Raw genomic sequence first — 16,401 nt, forward strand, 5'->3', positions numbered from 1 at the left:
GCATGCTCCAGATCACGGCACGGGACCTCGCCGCATTGACAGACGGCACCCTCGTGGGAGGCGCCACGGGTGATGAGCTGGTCACCGGCACCGCGCAGATCGACTCCCGGGATGTGACGCCCGGTGACCTCTTCGCCGCCTTCCACGGTGAGCACGTCGACGGCCACGACTATCTCGACGCCGCCCAGCGTGCCGGTGCTGCGCTCGCGCTCGTCACCGAGGACCGCGGCCTGCCCGCGGTGCAGGTCCAGGACGTGCGGTCCGCACTCACCGCACTCGCCCGCGTCCAGCTCGAACGAGCCCGCGAGGAGAACCCGGAGCTGGTGGTCCTCGCCGTCACGGGCAGCGCCGGCAAGACCGGGACCAAGGACCTGCTGGGCACGATCCTCTCCGCGCACGGGCCCACCGTGGCACCCGCCGGCAGCTTCAACAACGAGCTCGGGCTGCCCCTGACCGTGCTCCGCGTGACATCCGAGACCCGCTACCTGGTGCTCGAGATGGGTGCCCGCGGGATCGGCCACATCGCCGAGCTCACCGCGATAGCCCGGCCCGACATCGCGCTGGTCCTCAACGTCGGCTCCGCCCACATCGGCGAGTTCGGCAGCATCGACGCGATCGCCCAGGCCAAGGGCGAGCTGATCGAGGCGCTCGTCCCGAGTGGCCGCGTGATCCTCAACGCCGAGGACCGACTGGTCGCCGCCATGGCCCAGCGCTCCGCCGCCCCCGTCGTCAGCTGGGGATTCACCACCGGCGACGTCCGCGGTGCGGACCTCTCCCTGGACCAGCGCGCCCGCGTGCGCTTCGACCTGGTGGTCCCCGAGGGACTCACGACGCTGCGCGGCGAGCCCATCGCCGCCGGCCGGTACGCGGTGCACCCGGATCTGCTCGGCGAGCACCAGGGCGCGAACGTCCTCGCAGCGCTCACCGCCGCACTGTCCGCCGGGGTCGCCCCCGCCACGGCCGCCGAGGCGCTCGAGGGTGCCACCCTCGCCTCCGGTCAGCGGATGCAGGTGCTCGAAGCGGCCGGCGTCCTGATCATCGACGACGCCTACAACGCCAATCCCGACTCCATGCGGCAGGCGCTGAAGACCCTCGCCCACCTCGGCCGCAGCCACCGCACCATCGCCGTGCTCGGCGAGATGCTCGAGCTGGGCGCTGACACCGTGCGGCTGCACGACGAGATCGGCCGGCTCGCCGTGCGCCTGAACATCGGGCAGCTGTACTCGATCGGCGACGGCGCGGCCCCGATCCACCACGGGGCGAGCCTCGAAGGCAGCTTCGGCGGGGAGTCCGAGTACCTCGACACCGTCGACGAGGCGATCGCTGTGCTAGAACGTACGGTGCAGCCGGGCGATGCCGTGCTGCTGAAGTCCTCGCGTGATGCAGGACTGCGGCATATCGCCGCCCCCCTCGTCGAACGCCTCTCCCGGCGCGGCGACCTCGGTGGCCAGACGCAGAACGGAGACGACCAGTGATCGCGATCATCATCTCCGGCGCTATTGCCGGAACCCTCTCGATCCTGGGGACCCCGCTGTTCATCAAGGTGCTCGAGCGGCGCGGCTATGGCCAGTTCATCCGCGACGACGGCCCCACCTCGCATGCCACCAAGCGCGGGACGCCGACCATGGGCGGCGTCGCGATCATCCTCGCGGTTCTCGTGGCCTACTTCCTCACCCACCTGGTGCTCTGGACCCCACCCAGCGTCTCGGTGCTGCTGGTGCTCTTCCTCGCCGTGGGCCTGGGGGTGGTCGGCTTCCTCGACGACTACCTGAAGATCTCCCAGCAGGACAGCACCGGGCTGCGGCCGCGTTACAAGCTCCTCGGGCAGTTCGTGGTCGCGACCGCCTTCGCCGTGCTGGCACTGCTGTTCCCGGACGAGAACGGCGCCACCCCGGCCTCATCCCACATCTCCTTCGTGCGCGACATCCCCTGGCTGGACCTGGCCTTCCTGGGCAGCGTGGTCGGCTTCCTGCTCTCCGCGATCTGGGCGAACTTCCTGGTCGCCGCCTGGTCCAACGGCGTGAACCTCACCGACGGGCTCGACGGTCTGGCCAGCGGCGCCACGATCATCTTCACCGGTGCCTACCTGATCATCAGCTTCTGGCAGTGGCGTCAGGTCTGCAACATCGACCTCGACGCCGGGGGAGTGGTGCACTGCTACGAGGCCCGGGACCCGCTGGACACCGCGGTGCTGTGCGCGGCGATCATCGGCGCCTGCGTCGGCTTCCTGTGGTGGAACACCTCGCCCGCCAAGATCTTCATGGGCGACACCGGCTCGCTCGCCCTCGGCGGCGCGATCGCCGGCCTGACGATCGTCTCCCGCACCGAGGTCCTCGGCGCGATCATCGGCGGGCTGTTCGTGATCATCTCGCTCTCGGTCATCATCCAGGTCACCAGCTTCAAGCTCACCGGGAAGCGGGTGTTCCGGATGGCACCTCTGCAGCACCACTTCGAGCTCAAGGGCTGGAACGAGGTCACCATCGTGGTGCGCTTCTGGATCGTGGCCGGGATCCTCGCCGGCATCGGTCTGGGCATCTTCTACCTGGATGCCCTGCCCAGGCTCACGTCATGACCACCGGCGCCCCCGGCATCCCCGTGCTCGAGCGGTCCTGGCCGGGACTGGACGTCAGCGGACTGCGGATCCTGGTGACCGGCTTCGGGGTCTCCGGATACGCGATCGCGGACCAGACCATGCAGCGCGGCGCCCACGTGCTCGTGGTCGACGGCACCGACACCCCCGAGCTGCGCGAGCGTGCTCAGATCCTCGAGGTGCTCGGGGTGAAGTTCCGCCTGGGCCGGGAGCACACGCTCGAGCTGCCCCAGGACACCGAGATCGACCTGGTGGTCACCTCCCCGGGGTGGCGCCCTGATCAGCCCCTGCTGGCCGCGGCGCAGGCCGCCGGGATTCCGGTGTGGAGCGAGATCGAGCTGGCTCGTCGCATGCAGACGGCCGACGGCCCCGCCTGGCTCGGCATCACCGGCACCAACGGCAAGACCACCACCGTCACCATGCTCGAATCGATCCTGCAGCATGCCGGGCTGCGCGCCGTCGCCTGCGGCAACGTAGGACTGCCGGTGATCGAGGCCGCTCTGGACCCCGAGGGATATGACGTGCTCGCCCTCGAGCTCTCCAGCTTCCAGCTGCACTGGACCGAGCACCTGGACTGCGAGGCCGCAGTGGTGCTGAACGTCAGCGCCGATCACCTCGACTGGCACGGCGGCGCGGACTCCTACGCCGCGGCCAAGGGACGGATCTTCGAGGGCGTGCGCACCGCGTGCGTGTACAACGCCGCAGATCCGACCACCCTCTACCTGGTCGAGGAGGCGGACGTGGTCGACGGGGCACGCGCCGTGGGCCTCACACTCGGGCCGCCCGGGGTCTCCGAGCTGGGCGTGATCGACGGCGTGCTGGTGGACCGGGCCTTCCTCGCCGAACGACGCCACGCCGCCGCGGAGCTCGCCACCCTGGCCGATCTCGCTCACCTGGGCCCGCAGGGCGCCGGGCCCCATCTCGTGCTCGACGCCCTCGCCGCCGCGGCTCTCGCCCGCGCGCACGGCGTCGACCCCCGCGCGGTGCGGGACGGTCTGCGCGCCTATCGGATGGGCAGCCACCGCGCCCAGCACCTCACCACCATCGACGGCATCAGCTTCGTCGACGACACCAAGGCGACCAACCCCGCCGCGGCCGCCGCGTCACTGCGCTCCGCCGAGCGGGTGGTCTGGCTCGCCGGCGGCGACACCAAGGGCGCCGATCTCGACGCGCTGATCGCGGGAGCGCACGACCGCCTGGTCGGCGTGGTGCTCCTGGGCGCCGACGACGCTCCGTTCACCGCCGCCCTGACACGACACGCACCCGAGGTCCCCGTCCGGCGCATCGATCCGGGCGACACTGACGATGTCGCCGGGCGCACCCGGATGATGGACGACGCGGTGCAGGCCGCCCGCGCCCTCGCCTCCGCGGGGGACGTGGTGCTGCTGGCTCCCGCCGCCGCCTCCATCGACCAGTTCCGTGACTACGCGGAGCGGGGGGATCTGTTCGCGGCGGCCGTCGCCCGACTGCCAGGAGAGCGCGCATGACGATGGAGGAGACCCGACGGGAACCCCGCGGGGACGCCCGCCGCTCCGCCGGCGTGGTGCGCCCTGATGAGGAGCACCCGCTGGGGAACATCAGTGGCCGCGTCCGAGACGGCATCGGCAGTTGGCTGAAGTCCCCGGCACTGGACTTCTACGGACTCATCGTGGTCGGAGCGCTGCTGATCAGCGTGGGCCTGGTGATGGTGCTGTCCTCCAGCTCGGTCGGGAACATCTCCCGCGGCGACTCCGGCTTCGCCGGCCTGCTGCGCCAGGGCACCTTCGCCGGGATGGGCCTGGTAGCGCTGGTCACCGCGGCTCTGATGCCGCCCGGGTTCTACCGCAAGGCGGCCTGGATCCTGTTCGGTGTCGGCCTCCTGCTGCAGTGCCTGGTGCACGTCCCGGGCCTCGGCGTCGAGGCGTACGGCAACCGCAACTGGATCCAGATCGGCTCCCAGCGCCTCCAGCCCTCGGAGTTCCTCAAGCTCGCCCTCGCCGTCTGGATCGGTGCGCTGCTGGCGATGAAGCGCCCGCTCCTGCATCGACCCTTCCACCTCATCGTCCCGCTGGCCCCGGGCGTCGCAGCCGCTCTCGGGCTCGTCGTGCTCGGCCATGACCTCGGCACCACGCTGGTGATGTGCATGCTGGTCGCCGGCGCCGTCTGGGTCGCAGGAGTACCGCGCCGCTGGTTCATGGCCGCCGGAGCGGCGGGACTGGTCGGAGTCATCACGCTCACCGTCACCAGCGGGAACCGCATGGCGCGCATCAACAACTGGCTCCACGGCACCTGCCCGGGCGACTCCTGCCTGCAGTCGGAACAGGGCCTGATGGGGCTCGCCGAGGGCGGATGGTGGGGCGTGGGCCTCGGGCAGTCCCGCCAGAAGTGGGGACGCCTGCCCGCCGCCGAGGACGACTACATCTTCGCGATCATCGGCGAGGAGCTCGGGCTGATCGGCACCCTCGGCGTGCTGCTGCTGTTCACGGTCCTCGCCCTGCTGATGTTCCGCATGATCACCCGCCTGGATGACCACTTCATGCAGATCACCGTGGCCGGCATCAGCGCCTGGCTGCTCGGTCAGGCCTTCGTGAACATGATGGTGGTCACCGGGTTGCTGCCCGTGATCGGCGTGCCGCTGCCATTCATCTCCGCCGGTGGCTCCGCTCTGCTCGCTTCGATGACCGCACTGGGCGTGCTGCTCTCCTTCGCCCGGCGAGAGCCCGGCGCCGCAGAGGCGATCGGAGCCCGACTCAGCTCGGTGCGCCGTTCGATCAGCGTGCTGCCGGCGCCGCGTGAGCGCGCTGCATCCGGTGCACCCGCCGCGACCCGCCGCACCCCCCGGGGCGCGAAGAAGGCGACGAAGCGCGCCGCGCAGGCGAAGAGCGCAGCGACGACGAAGCGCGCGACGTCGGCCACGAAGAGCTCGAATGCGACGAAGGGCGCGACCACAGCGAAGGGCGCGACCACGACCAAGGGCGCGCCGGCGGCGAAGCCCGTCAAGCGATCCTCCTCCCGCTCGCGGCGCTCGGGCCGCGGCTCCGCTCCCTCTTCCCGGAAGTCATGATGTCCACCACCACGCCCCGCATTCTGCTGGCCGGGGGCGGCAGCGCCGGGCATGTCTCCCCGCTGCTGGCCACCGCCGCTCAGATCACCCGTCGCTGCCCCGAGGCGGAGGTGATCGTGCTCGGCACCCGGGAGGGGCTCGAGGCCGATCTGGTGCCCGCAGCCGGCTACGAGCTGGTCACGATCGACAAGGTGCCCTTCCCGCGCCGTCCGAACGGGGACGCGCTGCGATTCCCTGGCCGCTTCGGCGCGACCCTGGGCCGCGTCCGCACCCTGCTGCGGGAGCGGGAGATCGACGTGGTGGCTGGGTTCGGCGGCTACGTCTGCCCGCCCGCCTACCTCGCCGCGGCCTCGCTGCGACGCCCCCTGGTGGTCCACGAGGCGAACCGTCGGCCGGGCCTGGCCAACCGGCTCGGTGCCCGCCGCGCCGCCGCCGTGCTCACCGCCTTCGAGGGCTCGAGCCTGCCAGGTGCGCGCCGCATCGGGATGCCGATGCGAGAGGGGATCGCCCACCTAGACCGCGCAGCTCGCCGCGAACAGGCCGTGCGCGGATTCGGGCTGGACCCCGCCCGCCCGGTGCTGCTGGCCACCGGTGGCTCCCTCGGGGCCCAGCGTCTGAACACGGCGGTGGCCGACGCTGCTGCCGCTTTCATCGAGGACGGCGCGCAGATCCTGCACGTCACCGGTCGCGGCAAGGCCGAAGGGCTGCCCGAGCTCGAGGGCTACGAGGTGGTCGAGTACGTCAGCGCGATGGAGGATGCCTACGCCGCCGCGGATCTCGCACTGACCCGCTCCGGTGCCGGGACGGTCTGCGAGCTCACCGCCGTCGGCCTGCCCGCAGTGCTGGTGCCGCTGCCCATCGGCAACGGTGAGCAGGCGCTGAACGGCGAGCAGGTGGTCGCCGCAGGCGGCGCCCTGATGGTCGCCGATGGGGAGCTCGATGCGGCCCACCTCCGCCACCAGGTGCTGCCGCTGCTGCGCGACCGCGACCGGCTGTCCGCGATGGCGGCGGCCTCCCGCGCCTTCGGCATCACCGATGCCGCCGAGGTGATGGCCGACGTGGTGACCGGGGTCGCACGCCGAGCCTGACCCGGGACACCCGGCGAGCGGATTACGGTGACCTCATGACTTCTGGCCTCGAGAACGCTTCCTCCCCGCAGGCGACGCCCCGCACGATCCTGCGTGCCGGGGACGTCATCACCCGGCCGGACTGGCCCACCGATCTCGAGGTGCGCTCGGTGCATGTGGTGCGCATCGGCGGGGCAGGCATGAGCGCCGTCGCCCGTCTTGCCCTCGAGTCCGGGCTCGAGGTCAGCGGCTCCGACTCCCAGGACGGCCAGTTCATCGCTCCGCTGCGGGAGGCCGGGGCCCGCATCGGCATCGGCTTCGACGCCTCCCTGCTCGCTGCGGACCTCGACCTGGTGATCGTCTCCACCGCCGTGCGAGCCGACAACCCCGAGGTGCTGGCCGCCCGCGATCGCGGGATCCCCGTCATCCACCGCGCCGCCGCACTGGCCGGACTGCTCCGCGGGCATGACCTGGTCGCCGTCGCCGGCACCCACGGCAAGACGACCACCACCGGGATGGCCGTGTCCGCCCTGCGCGGTGCGGGAATCGACCCGGCCTGGGCGCTCGGAGCCGCGGTCCCCGATCTGGGACGCAACGCAGGACTCGGCGCGTCCCCGACCACGTCGTCCCCGCGCACCGGCCTCGCCGTCGTCGAGGCAGATGAGTCCGACGGCTCCTTCCTCGCCTTCACCCCGCGTTCCCTGGTGGTCACGAACCTCGAGCCCGACCATCTCGACTTCCACGGCGACGCCGCCACTCTGACCGCGGCCTTCGACGCCCTCACCGCGCAGCTCGCCCCTGGCGGCACGCTCGTGGTGTGCGCCGACGACCCGGGCGCCCGAGCGCTCGGCGCGCGTGCCCGGGCCCGCGGCATCACCGTGGTGCACTACGGCACGGAGACGGACGCCCAGTGGTCGCTGAGGGAGGAGCGCAGCGGCCCCCTCGGTGCCGAGGTCGAGATCGACACCCCCCATGGCCCGCTGACCATCCAGCTGTCGGTGACCGGCCACCACAACGTGCTCAATGCTCTGGGCGCCCTCGCCGCCACCGCAGCGGCCGCCCCGGACTCCTCCGCGGCCGCCCTCGCCGCAGGCCTCGCGACCTTCACCGGCGCCTCACGCCGCTTCGACGTGGCCGGGACCGTCGGGGGAGTGACCGTGGTGGACGACTACGCCCACCATCCCCGGGAGGTCGCCGCGACCATCGCCGCCGCCCGCGGCATCGTCGCCTCGCAGACGGCCCCGGGCCGCGTGCTCGTCGTGTTCCAGCCCCACTTGTTCTCCCGCACCCGCGACTTCGCGATCGACTTCGCCGCCGCACTGTCTGCCGCCGATCACGCCTGGGTGCTGCCCGTCTACGCGGCCCGCGAGGACCCGGACCCCACGGTCGACGCACGGACCCTCACCGACCTCGCCGCCGCGTCCGTGACGCCGGTCGCCGCGGGGACGGAGCTCATCGAACAGGCGGTCGCCGAGGCCCAGCCGGGGGACCTGCTCCTGATGCTCGGTGCCGGCGACATCGTGGAGATGACGCCCCCGCTGATGGCCGCTCTGCGCAAGCTCGAGGACGGCAGCTGATGGCGCGCCGCCCCACCGCCCCGAAGCCACGGCAGGGCGCCCGGCGCGCCGCCCCCGCGCCGACCCCGAGACCGAAGAAGCCCACCCCGCCGCCCGCGACCCCAGCGTCGTCCGCTCCGACGGGCCCTTCTGCCCCGTCGGCCCCGTCTGCGCCGTCTGTCCGCTCTGCACGCCCCGCGTCCGCTGCTCGCCAGTCGTCCTCGGCACGCTCGGGGCGTCCGTCGCCCTCGGCGCCCTCGGCGCGGTCTGCTCTCTCTGCCCCCTCGCCGGCACAGTCACCGGCATCAGCTCCGGCTCCTCGCGGGCGCACCGTCGGCCGCCCCCAGACCTCGGAGGTCCGCCCTCCGGAGCACTCCGCGCCCGCCGCGGGGTCGCCGGCTGCGGGGGCAGAGGGCGGCGGCCGGGTGGTGCAGGCCTCCGAACGATTCCGCGAGCTGGTGGCGGGAAGGCCCTGGAGGCGTCGCCGCCGCGCGATCATCGCCGGCGTCCTGATCACGGTGCTGGTGCTGGTCGCCGCGGGCGTCACCGCGATCTTCCTGCCCGCGCTGCAGGTGCAGAAGATCGCGGTCGAGGGGACCGGCTACGTACAGGAGCAGGATGTCCAGGCCGCGGCCTCCGCGCGCGCCGACGGCAGCATGCTGCTGCTGGCCACCGGAGCGATCGCCGAGGACGTCTCCGAGATCCCCGGTGTCGACTCGGTCGAGGTCGAACGGGTCTGGCCGGACGGCGTGCGGGTCAGCATCACCGAAGCCGTCCCGATCGGACTGCTCACGAAGGCCGACGGCACCACCGCCGTGGTCGACGCCGGAGGGCAGGAGCTGCCGCCCGCCGCGGGCGAGGGGACCGCGCTGGTTCCACTCGTCGTCTCCGGAGGGTCCGCGGATCCCGAGGGTGCGGCCGCAGCGATGACCGATGTCATGGCAGGGATGCCCGAACCGCTGCGCGGAGCGGTCCAGGAGGTCACCGCCTCCAGCCTGAGCGACGTGACGGTGCTGCTCGCCCTCGAGGACGGCGGCACCAAGACGGTCGTCTGGGGAGATGCCCGCGACGCGGAGCTCAAGGCCGAGGTGGTCCAGGCGCTGCTCGGACAGCCCGGCACCATCATCGATGTCTCTTCCCCGGTGGCTCCGGTCACCCTCTGACGTAATTTGGGGTCGTGGCGATGATCTCGCCCGCCCTCGGACGCCGACACGCGCACGTGGTGTTTGCGTGCAGGTGATTGCGTCCATAGCGTCAAGGGAAAGGAGAAGCGCCCCGAAGTCCGAACCTCAACTCGAGGTATAGGGTTTCGGAAGTCCACGACCAGGTGCGACGCAGGCCCCCTCCTCGGATGAACGACAAGAGCAAGGACCAACACGTGGCCGGAACCCAGATCTCACTCGCAGTCATCAAGGTCGTCGGCGTCGGCGGCGGAGGTGTCAACGCCGTCAACCGCATGATCGAGTCCGGCCTCAAGGGCGTCGAATTCATCGCGATCAACACCGACGCCCAGGCACTCCTGATGTCCGACGCGGACGTCAAGCTCGACGTCGGCAAGGAGATCACCCGCGGACTCGGCGCCGGCGCCGATCCCGAGGTCGGCAAGCGCGCCGCCGAGGACCACGCCGAGGAGATCGAAGAGGTCATCCGCGGCGCGGACATGGTCTTCGTGACCGCCGGAGAGGGCGGCGGCACCGGCACCGGCGGCGCCCCCGTCGTGGCCAAGATCGCCCGCAGCCTCGGCGCCCTCACCATCGGTGTGGTCACCCGCCCCTTCACCTTCGAGGGCCGTCGCCGCTCCACTCAGGCGGAGTCCGGCATCGCCGCACTCCAGGCCGAGGTCGACACCCTCATCGTGATCCCGAATGACCGCCTGCTCTCCATCGCGGACAAGCAGGTCTCCATGCTCGACGCCTTCAAGAGCGCGGACCAGGTCCTCCTCTCCGGTGTCCAAGGCATCACCGACCTCATCACCACCCCGGGTCTGATCAACCTGGACTTCGCCGACGTCAAGTCCGTCATGCAGGGCGCCGGCAGCGCCCTGATGGGCATCGGCTCGGCCCGCGGCGAGGACCGCGCCCTGCAGGCCGCCGAGCTCGCGGTGTCCAGCCCCCTGCTCGAAGCCTCGATCGACGGCGCCTATGGCGTGCTGCTCTCCATCCAGGGCGGCAGCGACCTCGGCCTGTACGAGGTCTCGGAAGCGGCCCGCCTGGTCCAGGAGGCCGCCCACCCCGATGCCAACATCATCTTCGGCTCCGTCATCGACGACGCCCTGGGCGATGAGGTGCGCGTGACGGTCATCGCGGCCGGCTTCGAGGGCGGCGGTCCGGCCCAGCGACAGGACGTCACCCCGCAGCATCGCCCGGCACCCCGTGCCGAGCAGCCGCGCGCCGAGCAGCCCCGCGCAGCGGCACCGCGCGCTCCCCACCAGGAGCAGCGCACCGCCCACGGGGCCAGCGCCGGAGCGGCCGGTTCCGGTGCGCCCGGGGCCTGGGGACTGCCGCAGCAGGCCTTCTCCCCGTCGCGACCGAGCGCGACCGAGCCCGAGACCGAGGTGCTCGACGCGGCGGATACCGAGGGCGGGCAGTACTCGCAGCAGGAGCGGGTCGCGCCGCAGCCCGCACCGCGAGCCCCCGAGCGCGAGCCGGCACGCCCCCCGCACATCGAGGAGCCGCCGTCCGACGATGACGACCTCGATCTGCCGTCCTTCCTCAAGTGACCTCAGCACTTCCTGCACGGGCCTCGCGACTTCGCGGGGCCCGTGCCCTGTTCACGGGGCGTGAGGGCGGGGTCAGCACGGGTGAGCACGCCGGGTTGAACCTCGCGCGCCACGTCGGGGACGAGGAGCGATCCGTCACCCGCAACCGGGAGCTGCTCGAGACTGAGCTCGGAGTGCCGCTGATCTTCGTGGATCAGGTCCACTCCGCGGACGTCCACGTGCTTCCACCGACGGGAACCGCGCCGGTGGTCACCGCCGACGCCCTGGTCACCGATCGCCGGGATGTGGGGCTCGCGATCATGGTCGCGGACTGCCTGCCGGTGCTGCTGAGCGATCCCGTCTCCGGCACGATCGCTGCAGCCCATGCCGGGCGCGTGGGACTGCTGGCCGGAGTCCTGCAGCGGACCATCGAGGCGATGGCAGAGTTCGGGGCCCGCCCGGCGGATCTCACGGCGAGCATCGGGCCCGCGATCTGCGGTGCCTGCTACGAGGTGCCCGCGGCGATGCGGGAGGAGTCGGCACGGCTGCTGCCCGCCACCTGGGCAACCACCTCCTGGGGCACGCCCTCCGTGGAACTGCGCGCGGGCGCGATCGAGGTGCTCTCCGCGGCGGGTATCCCGCCCTCCGCCATCGACGCGGACCATCCGTGCACCCTGGAGGACGAACGCTTCTACTCCTACCGCCGCCAGGCAACCACCGGGCGCTTCGCCGGGATCCTGCGCCGCGAGTGACGCGCCCGCCCAGACACGCTCACGACACGCCGGGCACCTCCCGGGGTCGAGGAAATCCCTGCGGTAGTTTCAACGGGTAAGGGCTCCCGCGCACTCCCCGTGCTTCCCTGGAGCCCTGGTCAGCGTGAACAACAGACTGGGAGATCTGCGATGGGAACCTGGCGCAACGCCATGGTCGCACTCGGCCTCGCCAACGAGGTCGATGACGAGTACTACGAGGACGAACGGCTCCGCCATGACGAGGTTGCCGCACCGTCCCGCCGCACCGAGCGTGGCCCCGAGGCCGCACCAGAACGGGAGGCCCAGGTGACCCCGATCCGTCAGCATTCGAACGTGGTGGCCATGGCCCCGGCAGTGGAGGAGTCGATGCACCGCATCACCACGATCCATCCGCGGTCCTACAACGACGCCAAGGCGATCGGCGAGTCGTTCCGTGACGGCGTCCCCGTCATCATGAACCTCTCGGACATGCAGGACGGCGACGCCAAGCGCATGGTCGACTTCTCGGCCGGGCTGGTCTTCGGCCTGCGCGGCACCATCGAGCGCGTCACCTCGAAGGTGTTCCTGCTCTCCCCGGAGTTCGTCCAGGTCGACGGGGATACCTCGGCCGACGAGGGCAGCTTCTACAACCAGAGCTGAGCGTTCCCGTGCAGATCGTCGCAGGAGTGCTGTACCTCGCAGTGCTGGTGTATCTCCTCCTGCTCATCACTCGCCTCGTGCTCGAGTGGATCCAGTCCTATGCCAGGGAGTACCGGCCTTCGGGGCTGATGCTGGTCCTGTTCGAGGTCGTCTACACGCTGACCGACCCTCCTGTGCTGGGGCTGCGCCGCCTGATCCCGCCCTTGCGGATCGGCGCGGTGGCGCTCGACCTCAGCCTGATGATCCTGCTGGTCCTCGGATGGATCCTGCTGCGGGTGCTCGGCGGAATGGCGATGTGAGGAGGCTCCGGTCCAGGAACCTCTGCAGCATCCGCTAGGCTTGAACGCGCCGCGCCCACCGCGCATCTGAACTCCCGCACTAAGAAAAGGTGACCCATGGCTCTGATGCCCGAAGACCTACAGAATCAGCGGTTCACGCCGGTCCGGTTCTCCGAGGGCTACGACATGGACGAGGTCGACAACTTCCTCGACAACGACGTGGAACCTCGCCTGAAGGAACTCCTCGCTGAGAACGAGCGCCTGAAGAAGGAGCTCGAGGAGGCGCACAACCGCATCGCCGAGCTCGAGACCGGCACCAGTGCAGCGGCACCCGTCGGCGATGTCTCCGCGACCGGTGAGACGGACGCGATCATCGATACCACGCCCATCGGCGCCGACGATGAGGTCGAGATCGATGCCACCGCACCGCAGGCCGTGGTCGAGGACGAGGCCGTCGAGCAGCCCGCCCCCGTGGCCGCGCCGGCGCCGGAGAGCCCCGATCAGTCCGCCGCCGGCATCATCGCCCTGGCGAACCGTCTGCACGACGAGTACGTCAAGAACGGTGAGGACGAGCGCGATCGTCTGATCAGCGAGGCCAACGGCGAGCACATGCGCATCGTCGGCGAGGCCGAGGAGAAGTCCCGCACCACGCTCGCCGACCTCGAGACCAAGAAGGCAGAGCTCGACAAGACCATCGAAGGCCTGCGCAACTTCGAGCGCGACTACCGCAACCGTCTGCGCAACTACCTCGAGAACCAGCTCAGCGATCTCGACAGCAGCGAGACGCAGGACAAGCAGGCGAACTTCGGTCTGTGAACACCCCTGCTTCCACGCCGACGAGCGCCGGGCCCCAGGGGTCCGGCGCTCGTCGCCGTCTGAGCCGTGGAACAGTCCTCGGCACCATCGCCGGGATCGGCGCGGTCCTCGCCGTGATCGACCAGATCACCAAGAACTGGGCGGTGGAGTCGCTGCCCCTGCTGGATCCCCAGCCGTTCATCGGTGAGATCCTCCAGCTGACCCTGCTGTACAACAGCGGGGCGGCCTGGGGGATGGGCTCGGAGATCACCCCGGTGGTCACCTGCCTGCAGATCGCGATCGTGATCGGCGTGATCGTCTTCGCCGTCAAGGCGGTCCGCTCGCCCTGGTACACCGTCGCCCTCGGTCTGATCATGGGTGGCGCGCTGGGCAACATCCACGACCGCCTGCTGCGCGATCCGGGGCCCTTCCGCGGCGCCGTCGTCGACTTCCTCGAACTGCCCAACTGGCCGGTGTTCAACGTCGCCGACATGGCCGTGGTGGGCGGCGCGATCCTGATCGTCGCCCTGGGCCTGTTCGGGGTCGACGCGGATCCGGCACGTCGCGACGCCGCTGCCGATACCGCAGCTGCAGGTGGCGCGCCAGCTGGCGACGCCACCGCGCCAGCCGCTGGCGCCGCCGACGACACTGCGCCGGCTCATGACGACACCGAGCCGACTCACGATGACACCGTGCAGGAGAAGCAATGAGTTCCTCCCGCACGCTGATGGTGCCCGAGGGGCTCGCCGGGGAGCGGATCGATGTGGGCATCTCACGGATGCTGGGTCTCTCCCGCACCCGCGCCGCAGAGCTCGTGACGAACGGCGGCGTCCTTGTCGATGGCCAGGTCCCGGCCCGCTCCACCCGGCTCGAGCCCGGCGCGATGGTGTACGTCGAGCTGCCGGACGAGAAGCCCGCGGTCGAGGTCCGGCCGCAGATCGCCGACGGCATGAGCCTGATCCACCAGGATGACGACATCGTGGTGATCGACAAGCCCGTGGGAGTGGCGGCGCACCCGAGCGCCGGCTGGTCCGGCCCCACCGTGCTGGGCCATCTGGCCGCCGCGGGCGTGAGCATCCGCACCACCGGCGACGCGGAGCGGCAGGGCATCGTGAGCCGCCTGGACGTGGGCACCAGCGGGCTGATGGTGGTGGCACGCACCGAGCGCGCCTACACCACCCTCAAGGATGCCTTCCGTGCCCGCGAGGTCGGCAAGGTGTACCACGCGGTCTGCCAGGGCACCCCGGAGCAGCCGGCGGGCACCATCGAGGCCGCTATCGGGCGCTCCCCGCAGCACGACTACAAGTTCGCGGTGCGCAGCGACGGCAAGCACTCGGTGACCCACTACGAGACGCTCGAAGCCCTGCAGGGCGCGACCCTGCTGAAGGTAGGCCTCGAGACGGGACGCACCCATCAGATCCGGGTCCATATGGCCGCGCTGCATCACCCGCTGGTGGGCGACCCGCTGTACGGCGCGGACCCGCGTCTCGCCGAGCGGGTGGGCCTGATTCGCCAGTGGTTGCACGCGATGGAGCTGACCTTCATCCACCCCGCCACCGGCGAGGAGGTCAGGTTCGTCTCGCAGTACCCGGCAGATCTGCAGTCGGCGCTGGAGGCCTTGCGGGGTCATTGAGCCGGGCATGCTCCCGGCGGGTGATCCGGAACTGCTCATAGCGCCCGGTCCCCCCGAGGAACTCCTCCTGCTCTCCGCTGCCGGTGCTCCGCATCCCGATCCGCTGCAGGATCCGCAGCGATGCTGCATTCGCGGGCAGTGCCTCCGCCCACACCGACTCCAGGCCCAGCACGTCGAAGGCGTAGTGGAGAGCGGCCCCTGCGACCGCGGTGCCGAGCCCTTTCCCCCAGCAGGTGCTGGGGCCGATCGCATAGCCGAGCTCGCGCTCCCACGGTCCGACGCCGTGCAGGTCGACATAGCCGATCAGCACCTGATCCCGTACGGCGCCCAGGCGCAGCAGCTCAGGTGGCGGGGTGTTCACCAGACCGGTCCAGAACGCGCGCAGCTCGGAATCGGGGAGGCCGGGGCTCCACCCGGCGTGCTCGACGAAGCGTGGGTCTTGGCCCCAGGAAGAGAAGACCGGGACATCGGCCACATGCAGCGGGCGCAGGCGGATCACAGCGGTGGCGGGCACGCGCACAGTCTGGCAGGCGGTAGCGTCGAAGGATGAACGATGAGCAGATCTCCCGTGCGCTGACGCCCTCCCACGAGGCGGCGCTGGACCGTCCCGACTTCCCGTTCCTCCGGGTCGCCCGCCGCCTGGGCATCGATCCGGCCGGTGCCGAGGTCACGCTGCGCGATGCTGAGCGGGCCCGTGAGGCAGTCGCCGAGGCGGTGCGCACCTATCTCGCGGCTGATGACGACCGTCGCGCCGGCAAGGCGCCATCCACGCCGATGGCGCTGGACCCGGACTTCCCGACCGGCGTGGGCATGGCGCTGGTCGGCGCGGCGGTCCTCTGGGAAGCCAGGGATCTGGTCCCGCGGGTCGCGCTCCGGGTCGCCAAGGACCACTTCGAGGATGGGGCCGACGAGCTGGCCGCGAGCTATGCCGCCCTGGTGCAGGAATCCGTGGACCCGGGGGAGGACTCCCGGGACGATGCCGTGGCCTGGGCGGCGCAGTCGCTGTTGGTCTCGGTGCTGCAGCGTTCAGGGAGCCCGGCCCAGGCCGAGGAGGTCGCCCGTGATCTCGTCGCCCATGCGATCCCGATCGATCTGTGGCGCGTTGACGATCCCACGCTCCCGGATGATTCGATGGCCTGGCACGGCGGTGCCTTCGTCGGCGGCATCCCGCCGCGCCGCGATGAACGCTCGCTCAGCTTCGAGGACGTCCACGACTACCTGGACTCCCTGCTCCAGGAGACCCGGCGGGAGCAGCAGGCCGAGGGAGACGGCACCAGGAGCTGAGCGGCATGAGCGGCTCCTGAGACGCACGTGCCGAGCGCGAGACTCGAGACGCGAGAGCTGAGTGCG

The 16,401-nt window shown here is 71.1% G+C and carries 16 protein-coding genes; 15 read left to right on the forward strand and 1 reads right to left on the reverse strand.

Annotated features, from left to right (window positions below):
* Window positions 1-2 precede the first annotated feature (2 nt).
* The 14 genes from ACT3UF_RS13655 to ACT3UF_RS13720 all read left to right on the forward strand — a co-directional run bounded on the left by ACT3UF_RS13655 (window position 3) and on the right by ACT3UF_RS13720 (window position 15,051).
* Window positions 3-1,475 (forward strand): UDP-N-acetylmuramoyl-tripeptide--D-alanyl-D-alanine ligase, encoded by a 1,473-nt coding sequence (locus ACT3UF_RS13655; RefSeq protein WP_444608380.1) that lies wholly within the window; start codon window positions 3-5, stop codon window positions 1,473-1,475.
* On the forward strand, window positions 1,472-2,572 hold the full coding sequence (mraY, locus tag ACT3UF_RS13660) for a phospho-N-acetylmuramoyl-pentapeptide-transferase (RefSeq protein ID WP_444608381.1): 1,101 nt from the start codon (window positions 1,472-1,474) through the stop codon (window positions 2,570-2,572). The genes ACT3UF_RS13655 and mraY overlap by 4 nt, the downstream gene beginning before the upstream one ends.
* A complete protein-coding gene (gene murD, locus ACT3UF_RS13665; RefSeq protein WP_441443518.1) occupies window positions 2,569-4,077 on the forward strand; it encodes a UDP-N-acetylmuramoyl-L-alanine--D-glutamate ligase in 1,509 nt (502 codons plus the stop codon). Before mraY ends, murD begins: the two co-directional genes overlap by 4 nt.
* Window positions 4,074-5,633 carry a putative lipid II flippase FtsW gene (ftsW, locus tag ACT3UF_RS13670; protein WP_441443517.1) on the forward strand — a complete coding sequence of 520 codons (1,560 nt, stop codon included), beginning with the start codon at window positions 4,074-4,076 and terminating at the stop codon, window positions 5,631-5,633. The genes murD and ftsW overlap by 4 nt, the downstream gene beginning before the upstream one ends.
* Window positions 5,633-6,721 carry an undecaprenyldiphospho-muramoylpentapeptide beta-N-acetylglucosaminyltransferase gene (gene murG / locus ACT3UF_RS13675; RefSeq protein WP_444501732.1) on the forward strand — a complete coding sequence of 363 codons (1,089 nt, stop codon included), beginning with the start codon at window positions 5,633-5,635 and terminating at the stop codon, window positions 6,719-6,721. Before ftsW ends, murG begins: the two co-directional genes overlap by 1 nt.
* Before the next feature lie 35 nt (window positions 6,722-6,756).
* Window positions 6,757-8,277 (forward strand): UDP-N-acetylmuramate--L-alanine ligase, encoded by a 1,521-nt coding sequence (murC, locus tag ACT3UF_RS13680; RefSeq protein ID WP_442331810.1) that lies wholly within the window; start codon window positions 6,757-6,759, stop codon window positions 8,275-8,277.
* Between the two features lie 404 nt (window positions 8,278-8,681).
* Entirely contained in the window at window positions 8,682-9,419 is a 738-nt protein-coding gene (locus ACT3UF_RS13685; protein WP_442331811.1) for a cell division protein FtsQ/DivIB, read from the forward strand.
* A gap of 215 nt (window positions 9,420-9,634) precedes the next feature.
* Complete coding sequence (gene ftsZ / locus ACT3UF_RS13690) at window positions 9,635-10,975, forward strand: cell division protein FtsZ (RefSeq protein ID WP_441443617.1); 1,341 nt, start codon at window positions 9,635-9,637, stop codon at window positions 10,973-10,975.
* On the forward strand, window positions 10,972-11,706 hold the full coding sequence (pgeF, locus tag ACT3UF_RS13695; protein WP_444501733.1) for a peptidoglycan editing factor PgeF: 735 nt from the start codon (window positions 10,972-10,974) through the stop codon (window positions 11,704-11,706). The genes ftsZ and pgeF overlap by 4 nt, the downstream gene beginning before the upstream one ends.
* Before the next feature lie 150 nt (window positions 11,707-11,856).
* Window positions 11,857-12,345, forward strand: coding sequence for a cell division protein SepF (locus tag ACT3UF_RS13700; protein ID WP_441443513.1), 489 nt, complete (start codon window positions 11,857-11,859; stop codon window positions 12,343-12,345).
* Window positions 12,346-12,353: 8 nt separating this feature from the next.
* Window positions 12,354-12,644: a YggT family protein gene (locus tag ACT3UF_RS13705; protein WP_441443512.1), complete on the forward strand. Its 291-nt coding sequence runs from the start codon at window positions 12,354-12,356 to the stop codon at window positions 12,642-12,644.
* Window positions 12,645-12,740: 96 nt separating this feature from the next.
* Window positions 12,741-13,439: a DivIVA domain-containing protein gene (locus ACT3UF_RS13710; protein ID WP_441443511.1), complete on the forward strand. Its 699-nt coding sequence runs from the start codon at window positions 12,741-12,743 to the stop codon at window positions 13,437-13,439.
* Entirely contained in the window at window positions 13,436-14,128 is a 693-nt protein-coding gene (lspA, locus tag ACT3UF_RS13715) for a signal peptidase II (RefSeq protein WP_441443510.1), read from the forward strand. The genes ACT3UF_RS13710 and lspA overlap by 4 nt, the downstream gene beginning before the upstream one ends.
* Window positions 14,125-15,051, forward strand: a complete 927-nt coding sequence (locus ACT3UF_RS13720; RefSeq protein ID WP_441443509.1) for an RluA family pseudouridine synthase — start codon at window positions 14,125-14,127, stop codon at window positions 15,049-15,051. Before lspA ends, ACT3UF_RS13720 begins: the two co-directional genes overlap by 4 nt.
* Here the strand turns inward: ACT3UF_RS13720 and ACT3UF_RS13725 are convergent.
* Window positions 14,987-15,565, reverse strand: coding sequence for a GNAT family N-acetyltransferase (locus ACT3UF_RS13725; RefSeq protein ID WP_441443508.1), 579 nt, complete (start codon window positions 15,563-15,565; stop codon window positions 14,987-14,989). The two genes, ACT3UF_RS13720 and ACT3UF_RS13725, sit on opposite strands and share 65 nt — an antisense overlap.
* 32 nt (window positions 15,566-15,597) lie before the next feature.
* Between ACT3UF_RS13725 and ACT3UF_RS13730 the strand changes: the two genes are divergently transcribed.
* A complete protein-coding gene (locus tag ACT3UF_RS13730) occupies window positions 15,598-16,335 on the forward strand; it encodes a hypothetical protein (protein ID WP_441443507.1) in 738 nt (245 codons plus the stop codon).
* Window positions 16,336-16,401: the final 66 nt, after the last annotated feature.

Source organism: Brachybacterium sp. AOP24-D1-21, from assembly GCF_052378665.1.
Lineage (GTDB): Bacteria > Actinomycetota > Actinomycetes > Actinomycetales > Dermabacteraceae > Brachybacterium.

What these genes read in the sequence shown, in the direction of transcription:
- ACT3UF_RS13655 (WP_444608380.1), top strand. Translation starts at nt 3, where the DNA reads ATGCTCCAGATCACGGCACGGGACCTCGCCGCATTGACAGACGGCACC.
- murD (WP_441443518.1), top strand. Translation starts at nt 2,569, where the DNA reads ATGACCACCGGCGCCCCCGGCATCCCCGTGCTCGAGCGGTCCTGGCCG.
- ftsW (WP_441443517.1), top strand. Translation starts at nt 4,074, where the DNA reads ATGACGATGGAGGAGACCCGACGGGAACCCCGCGGGGACGCCCGCCGC.
- murG (WP_444501732.1), top strand. Translation starts at nt 5,633, where the DNA reads ATGTCCACCACCACGCCCCGCATTCTGCTGGCCGGGGGCGGCAGCGCC.
- murC (WP_442331810.1), top strand. Translation starts at nt 6,757, where the DNA reads ATGACTTCTGGCCTCGAGAACGCTTCCTCCCCGCAGGCGACGCCCCGC.
- ACT3UF_RS13700 (WP_441443513.1), top strand. Translation starts at nt 11,857, where the DNA reads ATGGGAACCTGGCGCAACGCCATGGTCGCACTCGGCCTCGCCAACGAG.
- ACT3UF_RS13710 (WP_441443511.1), top strand. Translation starts at nt 12,741, where the DNA reads ATGGCTCTGATGCCCGAAGACCTACAGAATCAGCGGTTCACGCCGGTC.
- ACT3UF_RS13720 (WP_441443509.1), top strand. Translation starts at nt 14,125, where the DNA reads ATGAGTTCCTCCCGCACGCTGATGGTGCCCGAGGGGCTCGCCGGGGAG.
- ACT3UF_RS13730 (WP_441443507.1), top strand. Translation starts at nt 15,598, where the DNA reads ATGAACGATGAGCAGATCTCCCGTGCGCTGACGCCCTCCCACGAGGCG.